General features: G+C 34.3%; 11 protein-coding genes. All 11 read left to right on the forward strand.

The annotated features are described in order from the left end of the window. Nucleotides 1–21: 21 nt before the first annotated feature. The 11 genes from P5P89_RS18065 to P5P89_RS18115 all read left to right on the forward strand — a co-directional run bounded on the left by P5P89_RS18065 (nucleotide 22) and on the right by P5P89_RS18115 (nucleotide 19,720). A complete protein-coding gene (locus P5P89_RS18065; RefSeq protein WP_278009558.1) occupies nucleotides 22–693 on the forward strand; it encodes a TetR/AcrR family transcriptional regulator in 672 nt (223 codons plus the stop codon). A gap of 212 nt (nucleotides 694–905) precedes the next feature. Next, nucleotides 906–1,472, forward strand: coding sequence for a Riean_0653 family protein (locus P5P89_RS18070; protein WP_278009559.1), 567 nt, complete (start codon nucleotides 906–908; stop codon nucleotides 1,470–1,472). 216 nt (nucleotides 1,473–1,688) lie between these two features. Further along, nucleotides 1,689–2,762: a magnesium/cobalt transporter CorA gene (corA, locus tag P5P89_RS18075; protein WP_278009560.1), complete on the forward strand. Its 1,074-nt coding sequence runs from the start codon at nucleotides 1,689–1,691 to the stop codon at nucleotides 2,760–2,762. 49 nt (nucleotides 2,763–2,811) lie between these two features. Beyond that, nucleotides 2,812–4,905, forward strand: a complete 2,094-nt coding sequence (pta, locus tag P5P89_RS18080; protein ID WP_278009561.1) for a phosphate acetyltransferase — start codon at nucleotides 2,812–2,814, stop codon at nucleotides 4,903–4,905. A gap of 76 nt (nucleotides 4,906–4,981) precedes the next feature. Continuing rightward, nucleotides 4,982–6,166 (forward strand): acetate/propionate family kinase, encoded by a 1,185-nt coding sequence (locus tag P5P89_RS18085; protein ID WP_278009562.1) that lies wholly within the window; start codon nucleotides 4,982–4,984, stop codon nucleotides 6,164–6,166. A gap of 130 nt (nucleotides 6,167–6,296) precedes the next feature. Continuing rightward, nucleotides 6,297–9,041 (forward strand): helix-turn-helix and ligand-binding sensor domain-containing protein, encoded by a 2,745-nt coding sequence (locus tag P5P89_RS18090; protein ID WP_278009563.1) that lies wholly within the window; start codon nucleotides 6,297–6,299, stop codon nucleotides 9,039–9,041. A 244-nt stretch (nucleotides 9,042–9,285) separates the two neighbouring features. After that, nucleotides 9,286–12,291, forward strand: a complete 3,006-nt coding sequence (locus tag P5P89_RS18095; RefSeq protein ID WP_278009564.1) for a SusC/RagA family TonB-linked outer membrane protein — start codon at nucleotides 9,286–9,288, stop codon at nucleotides 12,289–12,291. A gap of 4 nt (nucleotides 12,292–12,295) precedes the next feature. Continuing rightward, nucleotides 12,296–13,756 carry a RagB/SusD family nutrient uptake outer membrane protein gene (locus P5P89_RS18100; RefSeq protein ID WP_278009565.1) on the forward strand — a complete coding sequence of 487 codons (1,461 nt, stop codon included), beginning with the start codon at nucleotides 12,296–12,298 and terminating at the stop codon, nucleotides 13,754–13,756. A 79-nt stretch (nucleotides 13,757–13,835) separates the two neighbouring features. Next, nucleotides 13,836–15,209: a glucoamylase family protein gene (locus tag P5P89_RS18105; RefSeq protein WP_278012039.1), complete on the forward strand. Its 1,374-nt coding sequence runs from the start codon at nucleotides 13,836–13,838 to the stop codon at nucleotides 15,207–15,209. Between the two features lie 196 nt (nucleotides 15,210–15,405). Continuing rightward, entirely contained in the window at nucleotides 15,406–17,706 is a 2,301-nt protein-coding gene (gene bglX / locus P5P89_RS18110; protein WP_278009566.1) for a beta-glucosidase BglX, read from the forward strand. Between the two features lie 109 nt (nucleotides 17,707–17,815). After that, nucleotides 17,816–19,720: a family 43 glycosylhydrolase gene (locus P5P89_RS18115; RefSeq protein WP_278009567.1), complete on the forward strand. Its 1,905-nt coding sequence runs from the start codon at nucleotides 17,816–17,818 to the stop codon at nucleotides 19,718–19,720. Nucleotides 19,721–20,041 lie beyond the last annotated feature (321 nt).

Consider the following 20,041-nt stretch of genomic DNA (forward strand, 5'->3'; position numbering starts at 1 on the left):
TTTGCTAAAACAGTTATTAATATGGAATTTCAGGTAAAATTTGATATAAACGAAAAGATCTTCTTGAGAAATCCCGAAAGCAGTGAGGTAGGGAGATTAATGGTAAAAAAGGCTATTGACCTTATTTATGAGCTGGGTTTTGAGCAGTTTACCTTCAAGAAGCTATCTATAGAAATAAATAGCACAGAGGCAACTATTTACAGGTACTTTGAAAACAAGCACAGGCTTCTGCTTTACATCCTTAATTGGTATTGGTCATATATGGAATTTTTAGTGATGTTCAAATTAGAAAACGTCACAGATAAAAAGGAAAGATTAAAAATAATTGTGAATCTTTTGACTCAGGAACCAACAGAGAGTACCAATCAATTTGACTACAACAAGAAGCTGCTTAATCAAATTGTAATTGCAGAAAGCAGTAAAGTATATTTGGTAAAAGAAGTTGCAGAAATAAATAAAAATGAGGTGTTTAAACCATATAAAGATCTCTGTGGAAAAATAGCTGAGGTAATTTCTGAATATAACCCAAAATATAAATACCCACGCTCTTTAAGTACAACGCTGATTGAAACTTCGCATCATCAGCAATATTTTAGTATTAATTTACCTAAACTTACAGATGTCTCATCAAAAAATAATTTGGGTTTTACCAGCCATTTTATTGAAGATTTTTTGTTTAAAATTTTAGATTAGCGATTTTTATCATATTTGATAACCCTCCAGATTGTTCTTTGTGTTTTAAAAACTAGAACCTCAGAGCCTTATATATTCTTTTAGATATTTTAAACGCTAGTAATAAAAATGATTAATAATTTGTTTTTAAAATAAAATTATTAAGTTTTTTATTAGGTTTTTTTGTTGTTAATTTGGAAAGAATTTAACTAAAATTAATCGAAAAACAAACTATGAAAAAAATTTTGGGATTAGGATTATTGGTATTAACGATACTATTTACAGGATGTAGCAGTGACGATAATGATAACACTAACAGCGGAAGCGGATCAGTTTCAGCAAAAATTAACGGTACTGAATGGAAACCTTCTACAATTATTAACGTTTCCTTAATTAAACTTCCTGGTGAAGGACAGCGTTTTGATATTAGTGCCAAGGATAATTCACAAATGCTTTCCATAGCATGTTCTAGTGAGTATACATCTGCAAATACAATGCCTCTAAGACAATATAATTTTACTGATGATGATGCAGAAGAATCTGATGCAGAAGTAATAAGTGATGCATTATTTGTAAATACATATTTAATCGATGGTAATACATATACAGAACATTTAGTAAAATCTGGAAAAATTACCATTACATCTATGGACGCTGAGAAAAAAACTGTTTCAGGGACTTTTAGTTTTAGAACTGAAAAAGCAGGCATTTTGCAAAATAAAATTGTTACTCCTGAGGTTGTTGAAGTTAAAGAAGGAGTTTTTAATAATTTAACTTATAAGGTTGTAGAAGCGAAATAAGTAGTTTAATAATTAACACAAAACCGGATTTGACAAAACAGATCCGGTTTTTTTGGCTTAATTTTATGAAACAACGTGAATTATTGTTTTACTAAAAAGTATTGGATTTTATAAAGTATTTTTTTGAATTGCTAACAATATCTTCATATCAAACTGACAATTGTCATTTCTTATCCCGATTCTTTTTCGTAATATTACTATTGTAAAATTTCATGAATGAGAAAGATAAAATACAAACAGGGACGAAAGCTGCAACATATTACTTTAGAGTATACTGGGACTCACAAAGATCATGAAACAGAGATGCAACTTTTTGTATATGACGATTCAGATATTATTGAATATGAAAAGTTTACCGTTTTAGCCCTAAATTCCTGTTTTGATTATACTAAAAATAACTGGCTCAATATTCATGGATTAAACGATATTAATCTTATTAAAACAATCGGTGATCATTTTAAGCTGGATGATTTTTTACTTGCCGATATTTTAAATACTACAAAACGAACAAAACTTGAAGAACAGCGTGATGTTTTATTTTTTAACATTAAATCGCTTTTGCCTTCAGAATATTCAGACGGACTTAAAGTAGAACAGCTTAGTTTTATTCTAAAAGACGGAATACTCATTTCGTTTCAGGAAAAACGAAGCGACTTCTTTACACATATCCGGGAACGTATTCGCGCACATGCTGGAATTGTAAGAACCAAAAAGGTAGATTATCTGCTTTATTTGTTATTGGATGCCGTAATGGAAAATTTTTATATTACGATAGAAGATGAAGAGAATAATATCGAAGAACTAATAGATTTAACCAAAAAAGGGGCAGATCCGGTTATTTTAGAGAAAATCGAAAACCATCGTGATAATTTTAATTTTTTGAAACGCTCTATTTTACCGCTTCGGGATTCTTTGTATTATCTGAAAACAATTAAAGATGATGATGAAACGAATGGTCTTATTCAAAAAGAGACTTTTAATTTCTTTGTAAGACTGCATCAAAAAAGCCTTGAACTTTTGGAACAGATAGAATCGGATATGAGCTCTTTGGAAAGCGCCTCAAATTTTTATTTTTCGGAACAAAGCCGTAAAATGAATGAAATCATGAAAACGCTCACCATTATTTCAGCAGTTTTTATTCCGCTTACTTTTATTGTTGGAGTATATGGGATGAACTTTGATAATATGCCCGAATTACATGCCCAAAACGGTTACTTTATTGTTATGGGAATCATGTTTTTACTAGTTATCGCCCTGATTATCTATTTTAAGAAAAGACGTTGGTTTTAAAGATTCAGTATTAAAATAATTCGAATACATTAGATTCAAAATATAAATTATGAGTAAAGCGATATACATTGCCACAAGCGACCAGAACAGCGGAAAATCAATCATAACACTCGGTCTGATGAGTATTTTGATTGGAAAAACGGCTAAAGTGGGTTATTTCAGACCGATTATTGAAGATTTTGTTGATGGAGAACAGGACAATCACATTGAAACCGTCCTTTCACATTTTAATCTTGATATCAAATTTGATGATGCATATGCCATTACCAAGAGCAAACTAATCAAGAAAAAGAATAAAGGTAAAATTGGAGAAGTTCTGGATCTGATCATTGAAAAATATAAAAAACTCGAAGAACGTTTTGACTTTGTTTTAGTTGAAGGAACCAGTTTTACTGGTGAAGGAACTTCAATAGAATTAGATTTGAATGTTTTAATTGCTAAGAACCTTGGAATTCCAACGATTATAATTGGCTCGGGAGTTGGTAAAACATTAGAGGAATTACTAGATAGTTTATATCTGGTTTATGATTCTTTTAAAGTAAAAGAAGTTGAGGTTTTATCAGTATTTGCTAATAAAGTTCAGCCTGAAAATATTGAACTCGTTACAAAGAGTCTTCAGAAAACACTACCATCGAATGTTCTGATCAATACGATTCCGCTTATTTCAAGTTTGAACAATCCAACAATGCAGGAAATTGTTAATGAGCTGGATGCGAAGGTTTTATTTGGAGAAAACTATCTTAATAATGAAATTGGTCATTTTAGCGTTGGTGCTATGCAGTTGCATAATTATCTTGTTCATCTGCATGATAATGCCCTTGTTATTACGCCAGGAGATCGTTCCGATATTATTTTGGGTGCGCTCCAGGCCAATGAATCAGCAAATTATCCTACTATTTCGGGGATTATCCTTACCGGGAACATCCTTCCGGAAGAAAGTATTTTAAAATTAATTGAAGGACTTTCTGCAATCGTTCCTATTATTGCGGTTGATGGCGGAACGTATCATATTACAAATAAAATTGGTGCGATTCGGTCTGAAATTTATGCCAACAACACACATAAAATTGAGACCTCAATTACAACATTCGAAAAATATGTTGACAATGATGCTTTATCCGAAAGATTAATCACTTTTGTGCCTGAGGGAATGACGCCAAAAATGTTTCAGTACAATATGGTAAAAAGAGCGAAACAGCATCGTAAACACATTGTACTTCCGGAAGGGAATGATGACAGGATTATTATTGCCGCTTCAAGATTATTGGATATGGATGTTGTTGATATTTCAATCATCGGAGATAAAAAACAAATTGAAAACAAAGTAACCGAACTAGGTTTAACGTTTGATTTTTCGAAAGTAAAGATCATAAATCCAATAGAATCTGAGTTTTATGAAGAGTATGCCAATACGTATTATGAGCTTAGAAAAGCCAAAAATGTGAGTATCACAATGGCAAGGGACTTAATGGAAGATGTTTCGTATTTTGGTACTATGATGGTCTATAAAGGACATGCTGACGGAATGGTTTCAGGAGCGGCGCATACGACTCAGCACACCATTTTACCGGCATTGCAATTCATTAAAACGAAACCAAATTCATCTGTAGTTTCATCAGTATTTTTTATGTGTCTTGAAGACAGGGTTTCAGTTTTTGGAGATTGTGCCATCAATCCTAATCCAACGGCCGAACAATTGGCAGAAATAGCAATTTCATCAGCAGATTCAAGTTCAGCTTTCGGAATTGAACCCAAAATTGCGATGCTTTCCTATTCTTCCGGTTCATCAGGAAAAGGGGATGAGGTAGAAAAAGTCCGTACTGCAACAGAAATTGTAAAACAAAAACGTCCTGATTTAAAAATTGAAGGGCCAATTCAGTATGACGCTGCTGTGGATCGTGCAGTAGGAAAAAGCAAAATGCCGGACTCTGAGGTAGCAGGACAGGCGAGCGTACTTATTTTTCCTGATTTAAATACCGGAAATAATACGTATAAAGCGGTTCAGAGAGAAACTGGTGCCCTGGCAATCGGACCAATGCTGCAGGGATTAAATAAACCTGTAAACGATTTGAGCCGTGGCTGTACTGTTGATGATATTATAAATACAGTGGTTATTACGGCAATTCAGGCTCAGGGATTGTAATTTTAAGTTAAAAGTTAGAAGTAAAATGTTATACGTTTTTTACGTTTTGTAATAAATAGAAATAGAATCAAAAAAAATGAAAATATTAATAATAAACTCAGGAAGTTCATCAATTAAGTATCAGTTAATGGTTATGCCGGAAAACGAAGTAATTTGTTCAGGGATGATTGACAGGATTGGACTTGAAACTTCTAATATCAGTTTTAAAACTTCTGAAAATGCAATACAAGAAATAGTATCAGTCCCAACACATAAAGTGGGATTGCAAAAAGTTGCTGAAATGCTTTTGGATACTGAAAAAGGAGTGATTAAATCGACTTCAGAAATTTCTGCCGTTGGACATCGTGTTGTACATGGAGGAAGTTATTTTTCGGATACAACTATTATAACTGATGAGGTGAAAGAAAAAATAAAAGAACTTTCTGAATTGGCACCTCTGCACAATCCAGCACATTTGGTTGGAATAAATGTTGCTGAAGAAATCTTTTCAGAGGCCAGTCAGGTAGCTGTTTTTGATACAGCTTTTCATCAGACGATTCCGGTTGAGGCTTATAAATATGCAATTCCGAATTATCTTTTGACAGAGAATAAAGTACGTGTTTATGGTTTTCACGGCACAAGCCACAAATATGTTTCTGAAAAAGCCATCGACTATTTAGAGAGCAATTCCAAAATAATTACCATTCATTTAGGCAACGGCTGTAGTATGGCTGCTATAAAAGATGGAAAAAGTATCGATACTACAATGGGTTTTTCACCAGCCAATGGGTTGATAATGGGAACGCGTGCCGGAGATATTGATCAGTCAGTTATTTTTTATCTGATAAAAAACCTGGGCTACACAGCTGATGAAGTGAATGCCATTTTATTAAAACAAAGCGGAATGCTTGGGCTTACGGGTTACAGTGATTTGCGTGATATTGAATCAGAAGCTGAAAAAGGAAATAAAGACTGCCAATTGGCTTTATTAATGAATGCATATCGAATTAAAAAAACAATCGGAGCTTACACAGCAGCATTAAATGGTTTAGATGCCATTGTTTTTACAGCCGGAATTGGCGAGAACTCTTCACATATGCGAAAACTGGTTTGTGCTGATATGGATTATTTCGGAATTGAAATCGACGACGAAAAAAATCAAATCCGTTCCAGGGAAATAAGAGAAATCAATAAAGCTAATTCAAGAGCAAAGGTTTTGGTAGTTCCTACAGATGAGGAATTTGAAATTGCCAGTCAAGTATATCATTTATTACAGAATTAGTTAGGATTTTAAAATGACAAATTTTATAATAGTATTATAAAAATTAAATATATAAGCTCCTCTACAGGGAGCTTTTTTATGCTCAAACTTTAAATATTTGTGAGTATATTTGAGGTTAAATCTGAATATTTTGAAATCGATACTCTTAAAATTACTGTTCTTCTTTTTCATTACCGCTCAAATTCAATCGCAAGAATTACTTCCTTTCGTAGAAAATTATACTAAATCCAATTATCAGGGTGACAATCAGATCTGGAATGTTGTTCAGGGGAAAGATAACGCTATGTATTTTGCCAATAATCATTATTTATTGCGATATGATGGCGTTATATGGGAGAAATATACGCTGCCAAACAAAACAATCATTCGTTCTATAATGATTGAGGGTGATAGAATTTACTCCGGTTCTTATAAAGAATTTGGCTATTGGCTGAGAAAGGAAGGTAAGATGCGATATATTTCGATTACCAAAAATCTACGCTTATTCGACGAAAAGGATAATGAAGAAATCTGGAAAATTTTCAAATTTAACGGTTCGATATATTTTCAATCTTTTAACGATGTTTTTATTTATAATGGAAAACAGATCAGAAAAATCAGATTTCCATTTTTGATTTCTTACTGTTTTGTAGTTGATAAGAATCTGTATGTGGCTTCGGTAGAAAAAGGTGTTTTTAAAATGGACGACAGCAAAATTGCCAATCCGAAAGGGTGGGATGCTCTTAAGAACAGTGTTGTTCATGCAATAGAAAAATATAATAACAAGACCTATATTTTTACTCAGAAAAAAGGAATTTTTATTGTTGAAAACGGAGTTTTAAAACCCTGGAATAATTCATTTAATGAAGTTTTAAAAGCGGCTACAATTAACGTAGCCAAGTTTATAAAAAATGACAAATTAGTTTTAGGTACAGGTAACAAAGGTGTTTTTATCTATGATTTTAAAACTGACAGCTACAAAAATATTGATCGGAACAATGTATTGATGAATAATTCTGTCTTAAGTATTGGATTTGATAAGGAAAATGATTTATGGCTAGGTCTGGATAATGGTATAGCACACGTTGAAGTAAATTCACCAGTATCCATTTTTTATGACAATTCTGGAATTTTAGGTTCGGTATATTCCGTTGCAACTACCAATAAAGGCTATTTAATAGCTTCTAATCATGGTGTTTTTGAATTTGATTCCGGTAAATTTAAAATGATCCCAAACACTCAGGGACAGGCATGGAATATTACTAAAAATGGCAATAAATATATCATAGGCCATAATGACGGGACCTTTTGTTATGAAAACGGTTCTTTAGTTAAAACAAATAATGTAAGTGGTGGTTGGAATTTATCGAAAAGCAGCATTAATAATACCTGTTTTCAATCGACTTATAGTGGGATTCTGGCATACGATGATATTTCAAAACTGAATGAATATAAAAAAATTGATGGTATTTCGAAACCAATAAAATATGTGGCCCAAAACAAAAAAAATGAAATTTTTGCTGCTGATAACTACCGGGGTTTATATCGTGTTTTGTATAGCGATAAGTACCAGACCCGGAAGGTTGAAAATATTACACAAAAGAGTACCATAGAAAATGATTTTGGGGTAAAAATTTTTGAATTTAGAAATGAGATTCTTTTTCTGATCAATAATTTATGGTATACCTACAATTCGATTACGAATAAGCTTGAGGAAAATGAATTGTTTAATGACAATTTTAAAAATATTTCAGATGTTGTAGCAATCGATGAAAATCATTTTATGGTCCTTCAGGATGGGATTTTATATCATATTTATGCTTCCGGAAATAAATTTGTGTGGAATATCATTCAGGAAAAATATTATAAAGGAAAGCTGATTAATGACAATTTGAGAATTTTTAAAACTCAAAACCATTATTTGCTTAATCTTGATGACGGATTTATTTCCCTTCAGTTAAAATATAGTAACAATCAAAATACGAATCTCAAAATTGAAGCTTTTAGTGAAGGAGTCCTGCTTCCAGAGGATTCTAAAATTAAATATAATACAGAACTGAAAATTAATGTTATATCAGGGATTTATGGTGCAAGCAAGCCTAATTTGTTTTACACAATAAATAGCAACAAGGATTTTGTTCCTATTTATGAAGGACATATTTTACTCAATAACTTAAGCAGCGGATTTCATTCTGTTAGTGTTTATAAACATGACGGTGTTCACTATGACAAGATTTGCAATTTTGATTTTAAAGTAGCTCAGCCATGGTATTTTTCTGTGTGGATGATTCTTCTGTATTTATTATTAGTGAGTGCAATGTTGTTTTTGTATTACAAATGGAATAAGCTTCGTTATATTCAAAAATTAAAATTACAGGCTGAAGAATTAAAACACCAGCGTGAAATTCTGGAAATGGAATTAAAAGCTGAAAACGAATTGAATATTCAGGAATACGAGAAACATATCCTTGAACTTGAACTTCAAACCAAATCGTCTGAAGTAGCTGGAAAATCATTGTCAATAGCCAAACAAAGTGAAATGATTGAAAACATTCAAAATATATTAGATTCAGAGAAAGATTTTAATAAACTTAGGAGTGAGATTAAAAAAGCTATTAAAATCAATGAAGTCAATAAACACGAATGGGAAACCTTTGAAACCAATCTGAATCAGATACACAACGAATTTATAACTACTCTTTCAAAGAAGTTCCCTAAACTTACTCCAAAAGATATCAAACTATGTGTATATCTAAAAATGAACCTTTCTTCAAAAGAAATAGCACCATTAATGAATATTTCATTTAGAGGTGTTGAACTACATAGATATCGCTTAAGAAAGAAATTAAATCTTACTCAGGAAGAAAATCTTTCGAAATTTTTACTAAATATATAATTTGTGCTATTGAATTTTGAATATATTTTATTTTTTTATTATGCTTTTTGTCTTATTCCAATACATCATTACTACATCATAGTGTTATATATATAAAACTTATGTAAATAATAAAATGTTTATTATTAGGTGTTTAAGTGTTTTTTTTAGCATATTGATGTAGCTGTGTAGTGGTAGAGATTGATGTACTACAACGTTGTAATTGTTTAACTTGGCTCTACTAACTTAAACGATTAGAAACTCTATGAAAAATTTTATTTTTAGCTTTTTTGTCTTATTGCTTTTGCCTGCATATATGTCAGGGCAAACAATTACAGGAAAAGTAGTAGATAGTAGTGGAATGGGAGTTCCTGGAGCTATAATTTCGGCTTCGGAATCAAAAGCATCTGCTGAGACTGATTTTGATGGTAATTTTACCATAAATGCCAAAGAAGGCGAAGTCATTAAAATCTCAATGCTTGGTTTTGAAGCTGTGTCTCTACCTGCAACAACAGTTCCAATGGAAATAAAACTGAAAGAATCCGAAGATACTGCCTTAAAAGAAGTAGTAGTAATAGGATATGGAACCAGAAAGAAAATTGATAATACTTCTGCTGTAACCTCAATTAAATCTGAGGAAATTACCAAGATGAAAGTAATTAATGCATCACAGGCCATACAAGGTAAAGCTGCCGGTGTACAAGTTTCAACTTCTGATGCACCTGGAAGTACACCTTCAGTTTTAATCAGGGGAGCCGGTACAGCATTAGGAGGAAGAAATCCTTTATATGTTGTGGATGGTATGCCAACTGAGAATATCAATAATATTAATGCTAATGATATTACATCTTATGAAGTTCTTAAAGATGCTTCCTCATTAGCTATTTATGGAACCCGAGGTGCTAATGGTGTAATTATGATTACAACAAAATCAGGAAAGGGTAAACTTACTGTAGATGTTGAAAGTTTTGCAGGTTTTAGGAGTCCATTGAAAAAAGTAAAAATGGCAAATAGCGAGGAGTTTGTTCGTTATAGTAATGTTGCTTATAGTAACGCTTATCCACAAGGAAGGTTTTCTGCCAATCAGCCTTATGATACCAATTGGTTTGATGAAATTACCAGAACAGGATCCTATACCCAAAACAATATTTCTATTTCAGGTTCTTCAGAAAATATAAAATATTTTTTTAGTGCTGGTAATTACGAAGAAAAAGGAATTTTAAAAGGATCTGATTATGGCCGCACCACTTTCAGAAGTAATAATGAGTTTAAAATTTCAGATAAACTTAGTATTGGTCAAAACTTTAGCGTGAGTAGCATAAAAAACAGACCAGTTCCTTTGAGTGCTTTTACCAATGCTTACAGACAGACTCCATTAGTTCCTGTGCGTTATGAGGATGGGAAATATGGTGTACCATTCGTTTCAAATGGAATTGTAGCCCAAACAGGAGAATCTTTTAACAATGTTGGTAATGCAGTATCGCAGTTAGATTATACAAATGAGCAGCAAAACAGCGTTATTTTACAGGGAGGTTTGAAATTGGATTATGAAATTGTAAAATCATTAAAATTTACATCGCAATTTAATGGAGAATTTTATACCTACAAACAGTATAACTATGTTGATAATTTAGCTTTATGGCTTGCGGCAGATCCTGGAAGAGCAGCATCAGGGTACGATACAAAAAGTTTAAATACAAATACTTTAACAAGGGGCAGAGATCAATATTTTAATTGGAATTTGTCTAACTACTTAACTTATAATAAAGTTTTTGCTGAAATTCATGATGTTGAAGTTACTGCAGGTATTGAATCGAATGTACAGGGTACAAGAGAGAAATTGACAATTGACAGAAAAAATGTAAATCCAAATGCTGACTATTGGTCTTTAAAAGATATTAATGTTGCAAGTACAGTGACAGGATATAAAGATGAAGCTTTAAATCAAAGAAGGCTTGCCTCATATTTTGCCCGTTTTCAGTACAAATTGATGGACAAATATTTACTTACCGGAACTGTTAGACGGGACGGATCATCTCAATTTGCTGATGATAAACGTTGGGGAACATTTCCATCGGTTGGTTTAGGTTGGATTGTATCAAAAGAAAGCTTTTTAAGTGATATAGAGCCGATTAACTTATTGAAAATAAGAGGTTCGTGGGGTAGATTAGGAAATCAAAACGTACCGTTGAATACGCAGACTTTTACTTCCGGTGTAGATGTACCAGGGCTTGGTTCAGGTACCACCATCAATTCGCAGGTCGATCCTAATTTATCATGGGAAATTGTAGAAGAACTTTCCGCAGGTTTTGATTTTGAGTTATTCAGCAATAAATTGAAAGGTTCATTTGATTTATATGATAAGAAAACAACCAACACAATTTTAAATGTAAAACCTTACGGAACATCAGGAATTACACTTGCAACACCGGCACATGTTGGAGAAGTATTCAATAAAGGTTATGAAATTGCATTACGTTGGGATGATAAAATAAACGATAATTTAAGTTACTGGGTTGGAGGAAACTTTTCTCATAACAAAAATGAACTGTCAAGTCTTAAAAATGTTCAGATATCACCAATTATTGGTGGAAGTTTAGGAAATGGACAAAATGCGAAAATACTTGATAATACTTCAGTAGGACAGCCTTTAGGAAGTTTTTACATGTATGAATTTGCCGGAATTGATCCCGCAAACGGTAATATGCTTTATTACACCGCCAGTGGTGATAAAGTAATTCAGACAGCATTAAATGAGAGAACTGATAAAAAGTATGTTGGCTCACTTTTACCAACTTCTACCTATGGAGTTACTTTAGGTTTAAATTATAAAAATATTGATTTTTCTGTTGATGGTTATGGAACAGGAGGAGCAAAAGTATATAATGGTAAAAAGGCACAACGTTTTGGAGGTGAAAATATTGAAGCCTCGGTAGCTAATGATTTCTGGACACCAACCAATACGACAGCTTCCAATCCAAGACCTTCAAATGTAACACCTTATATTTCTACTTTTTTCTTAGAATCAGCAGATTTCTTTAGAATCAATAACATTACTTTAGGATATAAGCTCCCATTAAAAGATGATCAGTTTTTTAGCTTTTGCCGAATTTATATCAATGCTATTAATCCGTTTATTTCTCAAAAATTCTCAGGTTTCTCACCGGATATAACAAGCGATGGAAAATTGGTAGAAGGTACTCAGGGAGTTGAATTAGACGCTTATCCATCATTGAGATCATTTATAATAGGTGCTAATTTTAAATTTTAATATCATGAAAAAAATATATATATCGATTTTTGTGCTAACCGGATTACTCTTTTCGGGATGCGCAGATGAATTTTTAGAAGTAAACCCTACTGAATCTGTACCTGCTGATGTTGAACTGATAAATAATGATGAAGGGGCTAAAGGACTTGTAACAGCAATTTATAATCAATTTTTAGGCTGGGAAATGTCATCTTTTGCCTGGAATGCTGTTACCAGTATCATTTCAGATGATGCAGACAAAGGCTCTGATCCGGGAGATGCGGGTACTGATAAGGATATAATTGACAATTTAACCTATAATGCTTCAACTCCCTCATTTCAATCTATATGGGATGCTAATTATGCAGGAATAAACAGATGTAATCAGGCTTTGGATCTCCTTCCTAAACTTGATAAAGCAACATCGGCTCTAAAAACAAGGCTAGAGGGAGAAACAAAATTTATGAGAGCTTTTATGTATTTTACTTTGGTAAAAGGATATGGGGCTGTTCCAATTATTGATCATTTGCCACTTCCAGCATCAGAAGAAGACAGGATTATGCAGCTCACCCGCAAGTCTCCGGCAGAAGTTTATGCTTTTATCGAAAAGGATTTAAATGATGCTATAATGAATTTGCCTGATAAATCAGTTTATGGAGCAGATGATAAAACAAGAGTTTCCAAGGGGTCTGCTTATGCCTTACTTGCTAAAGTAAACCTATATCAGAAAAACTGGCAGAAAGTAATTGACAATTGTGATAAAGTAACCGGATATGATTTAGTTGACGATTATGCTTATCAATTCAAAAAAGAAGGGGAGTTTGGTATTGAATCTATTTTTGAAATCAACGGAATTGGTTCTACTTCAAGTCCTGGTTTCGGAATCGGAAATTACTCGGTTTCTCAGGCACCACGTGGATCCGGAGGCTGGGGCTGGGGTTTTAATACGCCAACTCAGGGTTTAGCAGATGCATATGAACCGGGAGACGTAAGAAAAGCAGCTACTATTATTTTCAGGGGATCGGTTTTGTATGATGGTACAGAAGTACCGGAGTCAGTTGCAAATCCGATGTATAACTACAAAGCGTACTCATCAGATTTTTCTAATCAGGAATTTACAGATACGAATCTTAGATATTTAAGATACGCAGAAGTATTACTAATGAAAGCGGAGGCTTTAAATGAATTGGGGCAGACTTCACTTGCTATTCCTCTATTAAATAAGGTGAGGCTCAGAGCAAATTTAGGGGAAACACCTGCATTAACCCAAACTGATGTAAGAAAGGCAATATGGAAAGAAAGAAGAGTCGAACTGGCATTTGAACATGACAGATGGTTTGATCTTATCAGAACAGGTCAGGCTAAAGATGCTATGGCTGCAGATGGAAAAACTTTTATAGTTGGAAAACATGAATTATGGCCTATTCCAACTTCTTTCCTGAGAGAAGCAGGAACACTTTCTCAGCAAAACCCTGGAGGTTATTAATTAAATTTTCAGAATCACTCCTGTCTTAACCTTAAATGGCTAGGAGTGATTATTTTAAGAATACCATAATTTTTTTATGATGATTAAAATTTCAGTTTTATTACTAGCTTTTACTTTCTTTAGTTGTGGTTCGAATACTGATAAGTCAAAAGAAAATGCAGTAAAAAATGTATCTGAAGCTAAACTCACTGATGAGCAGCTTTTGGATGTGGTTCAAAAACAAACTTTTAGATATTTCTGGGATTATGCTGAACCTAATTCCGGTTTAGCGAGAGAACGTTATCATCCGGATGGGGTTTATCCCGAAAATGATTACAATATTGTTACCACTGGCGGTTCCGGATTTGGACTAATGGCCATTATTTCAGGGATATCTCAAGGATATATCACAAAAGATCAGGGTGTTGAAAGATTAAATAAAATTGCAGATTTTTTAGATAAAGCAGATCGTTTTCACGGAGCCTGGTCTCACTGGATTGACGGAAATACAGGAAAAGTAAAACCTTTTGGAACCAAAGATAATGGAGGCGACCTGGTTGAAACTTCATTTTTAGCTGCAGGAATGATCACTGTTCGTGAATATCTTAAAGAAGGTTCTGAAAAAGAAAAAGCAGTTGCTCAAAAATACGATGCTCTTTGGAAAGGGATTGACTGGAAATGGTACACTAATAATAAAAATGTTTTGTACTGGCACTGGTCGCCAAACTATAAATGGGAGATGAATTTTCCTCTGGAGGGTTACAATGAATGCCTTATCACTTACGTGCTGGCAGCTTCTTCGCCAACTCATTCCATCGATGCAAAAGCATATCATGAAGGCTGGGCGAGAAGCGGTGGAATCGTTTCATCCAAAACAAAATATAATATTCCTTTATTATTTAAGCATAACGGTGCTGAAGAATTTGGAGGACCATTATTCTGGGCTCATTATTCTTATGTTGGTTTAGATCCAAATCAATTAAGTGATCAATATGCTAATTATTTTGATTTGAATGTAAATCAGACCAAAATAAATTATGAGTATTGTTTAGCAAACCCAAATAAGGTTGCTGGGTACGGTGCTGATTATTGGGGACTCACAGCATCATATTCCAGAAATCCTGATGGATCTGTTGGGTATAATGCTCATATGCCAAGTAACGATCAGGGGGTTATTTCGCCTACAGCAGCAATAAGTTCTATTGTTTATACTCCAAAAGAATCATTGGCTTTAATACGTAATTTATATGAAAATCATAAAAATGAAACCTGGGGCAATGCTGGCTTTTATGATGCACTGAGTTTAGGAAACAAATGGGTTGCAAAACGTTATTTGGCAATCGATCAGGGGCCAGAAGTTGTAATGATCGAAAATTACAGAACCGGGCTTTTATGGAAGTTATTTATGAACGCACCAGAAACTAGACAAGGTTTACAAAAATTAGGTTTTCATTCAACAAAATACGGTTTTTAGCGAGTCAACGTAAAAAAATATAAATACCACATTTATAAAATCGCCATTGTTCTGAACCAAAATAAGAATAAGCAATGGCGATTACATAAAACAAACATTATCTAATATGAAATGAGCATTATAGTAAATTGGTTTCAAATACCAATGGAAATATGTGAATTACAAATTACAGATAAAAATCAATAAATATTTTCATATGAAAAAGAAATTAATCATATTCTTTTTAGGTTGTACTATTATGGGTTACGCCCAAAAAAAGAATACTAAGAATGCAGTAAAAATTAAACCAAAGTCGGAGTTTGTGGCGGAATTAATGTCAAAAATGACTTTAGATGAAAAGATAGGTCAGTTAAACTTACCAACTTCAGGAGATATTACAACAGGACAGGCAAACAGTTCTGATGTTGCAAAAAATATCGCTGAAGGTAAAGTTGGCGGCTTGTTCAATATAAAATCAGTTCAGAAAATTAAAGAAGTACAGAAAATTGCGGTTGAAAAAAGTCGTTTAAAAATTCCGCTGCTTTTTGGTATGGACGTGATTCACGGTTATGAAACAACTTTTCCGATTCCGCTTGGATTATCCTGTACCTGGGATATGAAGCTAATCGAGAGAAGCGCGCAGATTGCTGCGCAGGAAGCAAGTGCTGATGGTATCAACTGGACATTTTCTCCTATGGTTGACATTTCGCGGGATCCTCGTTGGGGAAGGATTTCCGAAGGTTCAGGAGAAGATCCGTATTTAGGAAGCCAGATTGCAAAAGCAATGGTGAACGGATACCAGCAGCACGATCTTTCTAAAAATAATTCCATCTTAGCCTGTGTCAAACATTTTGCTTTATACGGTGCTCCGGAGGCAGGTCGTGATTACAATACCGTAGATATGAGCCACATCCGAATGTTTAATGACTATTTTCCGCCTTACAAAGCTGCAGTTGATGCCGGAGTAGGCTCGGTGATGGCATCTTTCAATGAAGTAGACGGAATTCCGGCAACGGGAAGCAAATGGTTAATGACTGATGTTTTAAGAAAACAGTGGGGCTTTAAAGGGTTTGTAGTAACAGATTACACCGGGATTCCTGAAATGATTGATCACGGAATGGGTGATTTGCAACAAGTTTCTGCCTTAGCATTAAATGCCGGAGTTGAAATGGACATGGTAGGTGAAGGATTTTTGGGAACCTTGAAGAAATCTTTAGATGAAGGAAAAGTAAAGATAGAAACTATTGACAATGCCGTTAAATTGATTTTGGAAGCCAAATACGATTTAGGATTATTCCACGATCCGTATAAATATTGCGACCCGAAAAGAGCCAAAACAGAAATCTTTACGACAGCTAGCCGAAAAGAAGCCCGTGAGATTGCAGCACAATCATTGGTTTTATTAAAAAATCAAAATCAGGTATTACCACTTAAAAAATCAGGTACTATTGCCCTTATCGGACCATTGGCAGATGCCAGAAACAATATGTCAGGGACTTGGAGTGTAGCTACTGTAGGCGAAAAATGTATCTCATTACTGCAGGGAATTCAGGATGTAGGCGGAAAATCAGTAAAAGTACTTTACGCTAAAGGAAGCAATTTAGATTACGACGAAACTTTTGAAACCAATGCTACTATGTTTGGCAAAACCTTAAATCGTGATCCTCGTCCTAAAGAAGAATTAATTACAGAAGCTTTAAAAGTGGCGGAACAATCCGATGTAATTGTGGCTGCCTTAGGTGAATCTGCAGAAATGAGCGGTGAATCCAGCAGCCGAACAAATCTGGAAATTCCACAGGCCCAAAAAGATTTACTGAATGCTTTGCTAAAAACCGGGAAACCTGTCGTATTGGTTTTGTTTGACGGACGTCCTTTGGTCTTAAATGATGAAAACGCAACGGTTCCTGCTATTCTAAACGTTTGGTTTGCCGGAAGTGAAGCGGGTCACGCTATTGCAGATGTTTTATTTGGAGATGTAAATCCTTCCGGAAAGCTAACTACAACTTTCCCAAGAAGCGTGGGTCAGGTACCGATTTATTATGCACATAAAAACACAGGGAGACCGCTTTCGAATACAGAAGGGAAGTTCGAAAAATTCAGATCAAATTATATTGATGAAAGAAACGAACCTTTATTTCCATTCGGATTTGGGTTGAGCTATACCACTTTCGATTATTCAAATCTGAAAATTTCAGCTGATAAAATGAATTTCAGTGGAAAACTGAAAGTAACGGTTGATGTAACAAATACAGGGAATTTTGACGGAAAAGAAACCGTTCAATTGTACATCAGGGATCTGGTTGGTTCTGTAACAAGACCGGTTAGAGAACTAAAAGGCTTCCAAAAAATAACACTTAAAAAAGGAGAGAAACAAACAGTAAGCTTTGAGATCACTGTTGAAGATTTAAAATTTTATAACTCTGATTTACAATTTGTAGCAGAGCCCGGACAGTTTGATGTTTTCGTAGGAGGAAATTCGGCTGCCGATAAGAAAGTTAGTTTTGAGTTAACTAAGTAGTTGGTTTGTTATTAGTGATTGCCCTTCGTACTGGTTATACGAAGGGCTTTTTTTATAATAACAGTACAGGTTTAAATACACTCAAAAAGGTTTATAAAAGATAACAAAGATGAAAACAATTTATTCAATTATGTTTTTGCTTTTACTGTTAGGATTTAATAGCAGTATCATGGCACAAAAAACAGAATGGTTTGATCCAAACGCACCAGCAACTACCTATTGTAATCCGATCAATATTGGTTACAATTATACAACACACAATCACAACGGAATTCCGGAATCCCGACGCTCCAGTGCCGATCCGGTAATTATTACGTATAAAGGAGATTATTATTTATTTGCCACCAATCAGGCGGGTTTCTTTTGGAGTAAAGACATGTCAGACTGGAATTTTGTTTACGGAAGTTTCCAGAGACAGCCGGGAGATGATGATCAGTGCGCTCCTGCAGCCTGGGTGGTAAACGATACTTTGTTTTATGTAGGTTCAACCTGGAAAAGAGATCATCCTGTCTGGAAAACTGCAGACCCTAAATCAGGAAGATGGACACGCCATGTTGATAAAGCCATGCTTCCAACCTGGGATCCTGCGATTTTTCAGGATGATGATAAAAAAATCTACATGTATTACGGTTCAAGTGGAAAATTGCCTCTAGTTGGTGTTGAGGTTGATTACAACACCTGGCTTCCAAAAGGCAATCAGGCTGATTATGCAACATTATACAAAGCGACCGAGGTTGAAGATATTCAAAAACCATATGGTCAGATTAAAGAAGTAGCGATTCTGGATCCATCAGCTCATGGCTGGGAACGTTTTGGCCCCAACAATGATATGGAACCTGCACCCTGGGGAAATTTTATCGAAGGTGCCTGGATGACGAAACACAACGGAAAATATTATATGCAGTATGGTGCGCCGGCAACTGAATTTAAAGGTTATGCCAATGGCGTTCATGTAGGAGATAATCCGTTAGGGCCTTTTACGTATCAAAAACACAATCCGATGTCATATAAACCGGGCGGATTCGTTATTGGAGCGGGACACGGAAATACTTTTGCAGACCATTACGGGAATTACTGGAATACGGGAACGTGTAAAATATCTATTAAAGACCGTTTTGAGCGCCGTATCGATATGTTTCCTGCCGGATTTGATAAGGATGATGTTATGTATTCTATTACTTCATACGGCGATTTACCCATTGTATTACCAACAAGCCAGCGTGATCAGACAAAAGGCGCTTCGTCAGGCTGGATGCTGCTTTCGTATAAAAAGCCGGTAACGGTTTCTTCTTCTGAAGAATGTATGGAAGTCGAAACACACCGAATGGATAACGGCGGGAAAAAAGTCTATGAGAAATTCTGTTACAGGTCTGAAAATTTAACAGATGAAAATATTCAGACCTATTGGTCTGCTAAAACCAGTAATCCCGGGGAATGGCTTCAAATGGATTTGGGAAGACCAATGGAAATAAAAGCCTTACAGATTAATTACGCAGACCATAAAGCTACTCAGTTCAATAAAGCAATGGATATTTACTATCAGTATAAAATTTTTATGTCGGATGATGCTGTAAACTGGACTTTAGTTGTCGATAAATCAAAAAATGACAAAGATGCACCACACGATTATCTTGAACTCACAAAATCAATTAAGGCGCGTTACATTAAAATGGAAAACATTCATAACGCTTCCGGATTGTTCGCCATTTCAGATTTCAGGGTTTTCGGAAACGGATTAGCAGCAAAGCCAAAAGCAGTTGCTTCTTTTAAAATAAACAGAAATAAAGCTGATTCACGAAACGCTATAATTTCGTGGAAAAAACAAAATGATGCAATCGGATATACTATTTATTACGGAATTGCTCCCGATAAATTGTACAACAGCATTATGATTTATGGCGATAGTTCGTATGATTTCAGAGGTTTGGATAAAGGCACAAAATATTATTTTACCATTGAAGCCTTTAATGAAAATGGAATTGGTACAAAAAATAAGATTATCGAAGTAGAATAATTTTTTTTAACGAATTTATAAAAGCTCTGACTACAAATTGAAGAATTTGTAAATCAGGGCTTTTTTGTGAAAAGGCTGAAGAAAAAATCTGACAGATCTGGAGATTTTTTGTTTCTTTGTGAAAGGAGTCAGATGTTATTACTCAATGATTCCATTCGTCACTTCGAGTGGTTTTTAATAATAATGCGATAGCTTTATAATTAAAAAATGTATCGAGAAGCTTTTAATACTAAGGTTCTCGATACATTTTGTTTTAAAAAACTATTGTATTTTTTAAATAAAACACTCAAACTGACGGTAATTTACCATAACGCCAGAACC

The organism is Flavobacterium gyeonganense (genome assembly GCF_029625295.1).
GTDB lineage: Bacteria > Bacteroidota > Bacteroidia > Flavobacteriales > Flavobacteriaceae > Flavobacterium > Flavobacterium gyeonganense.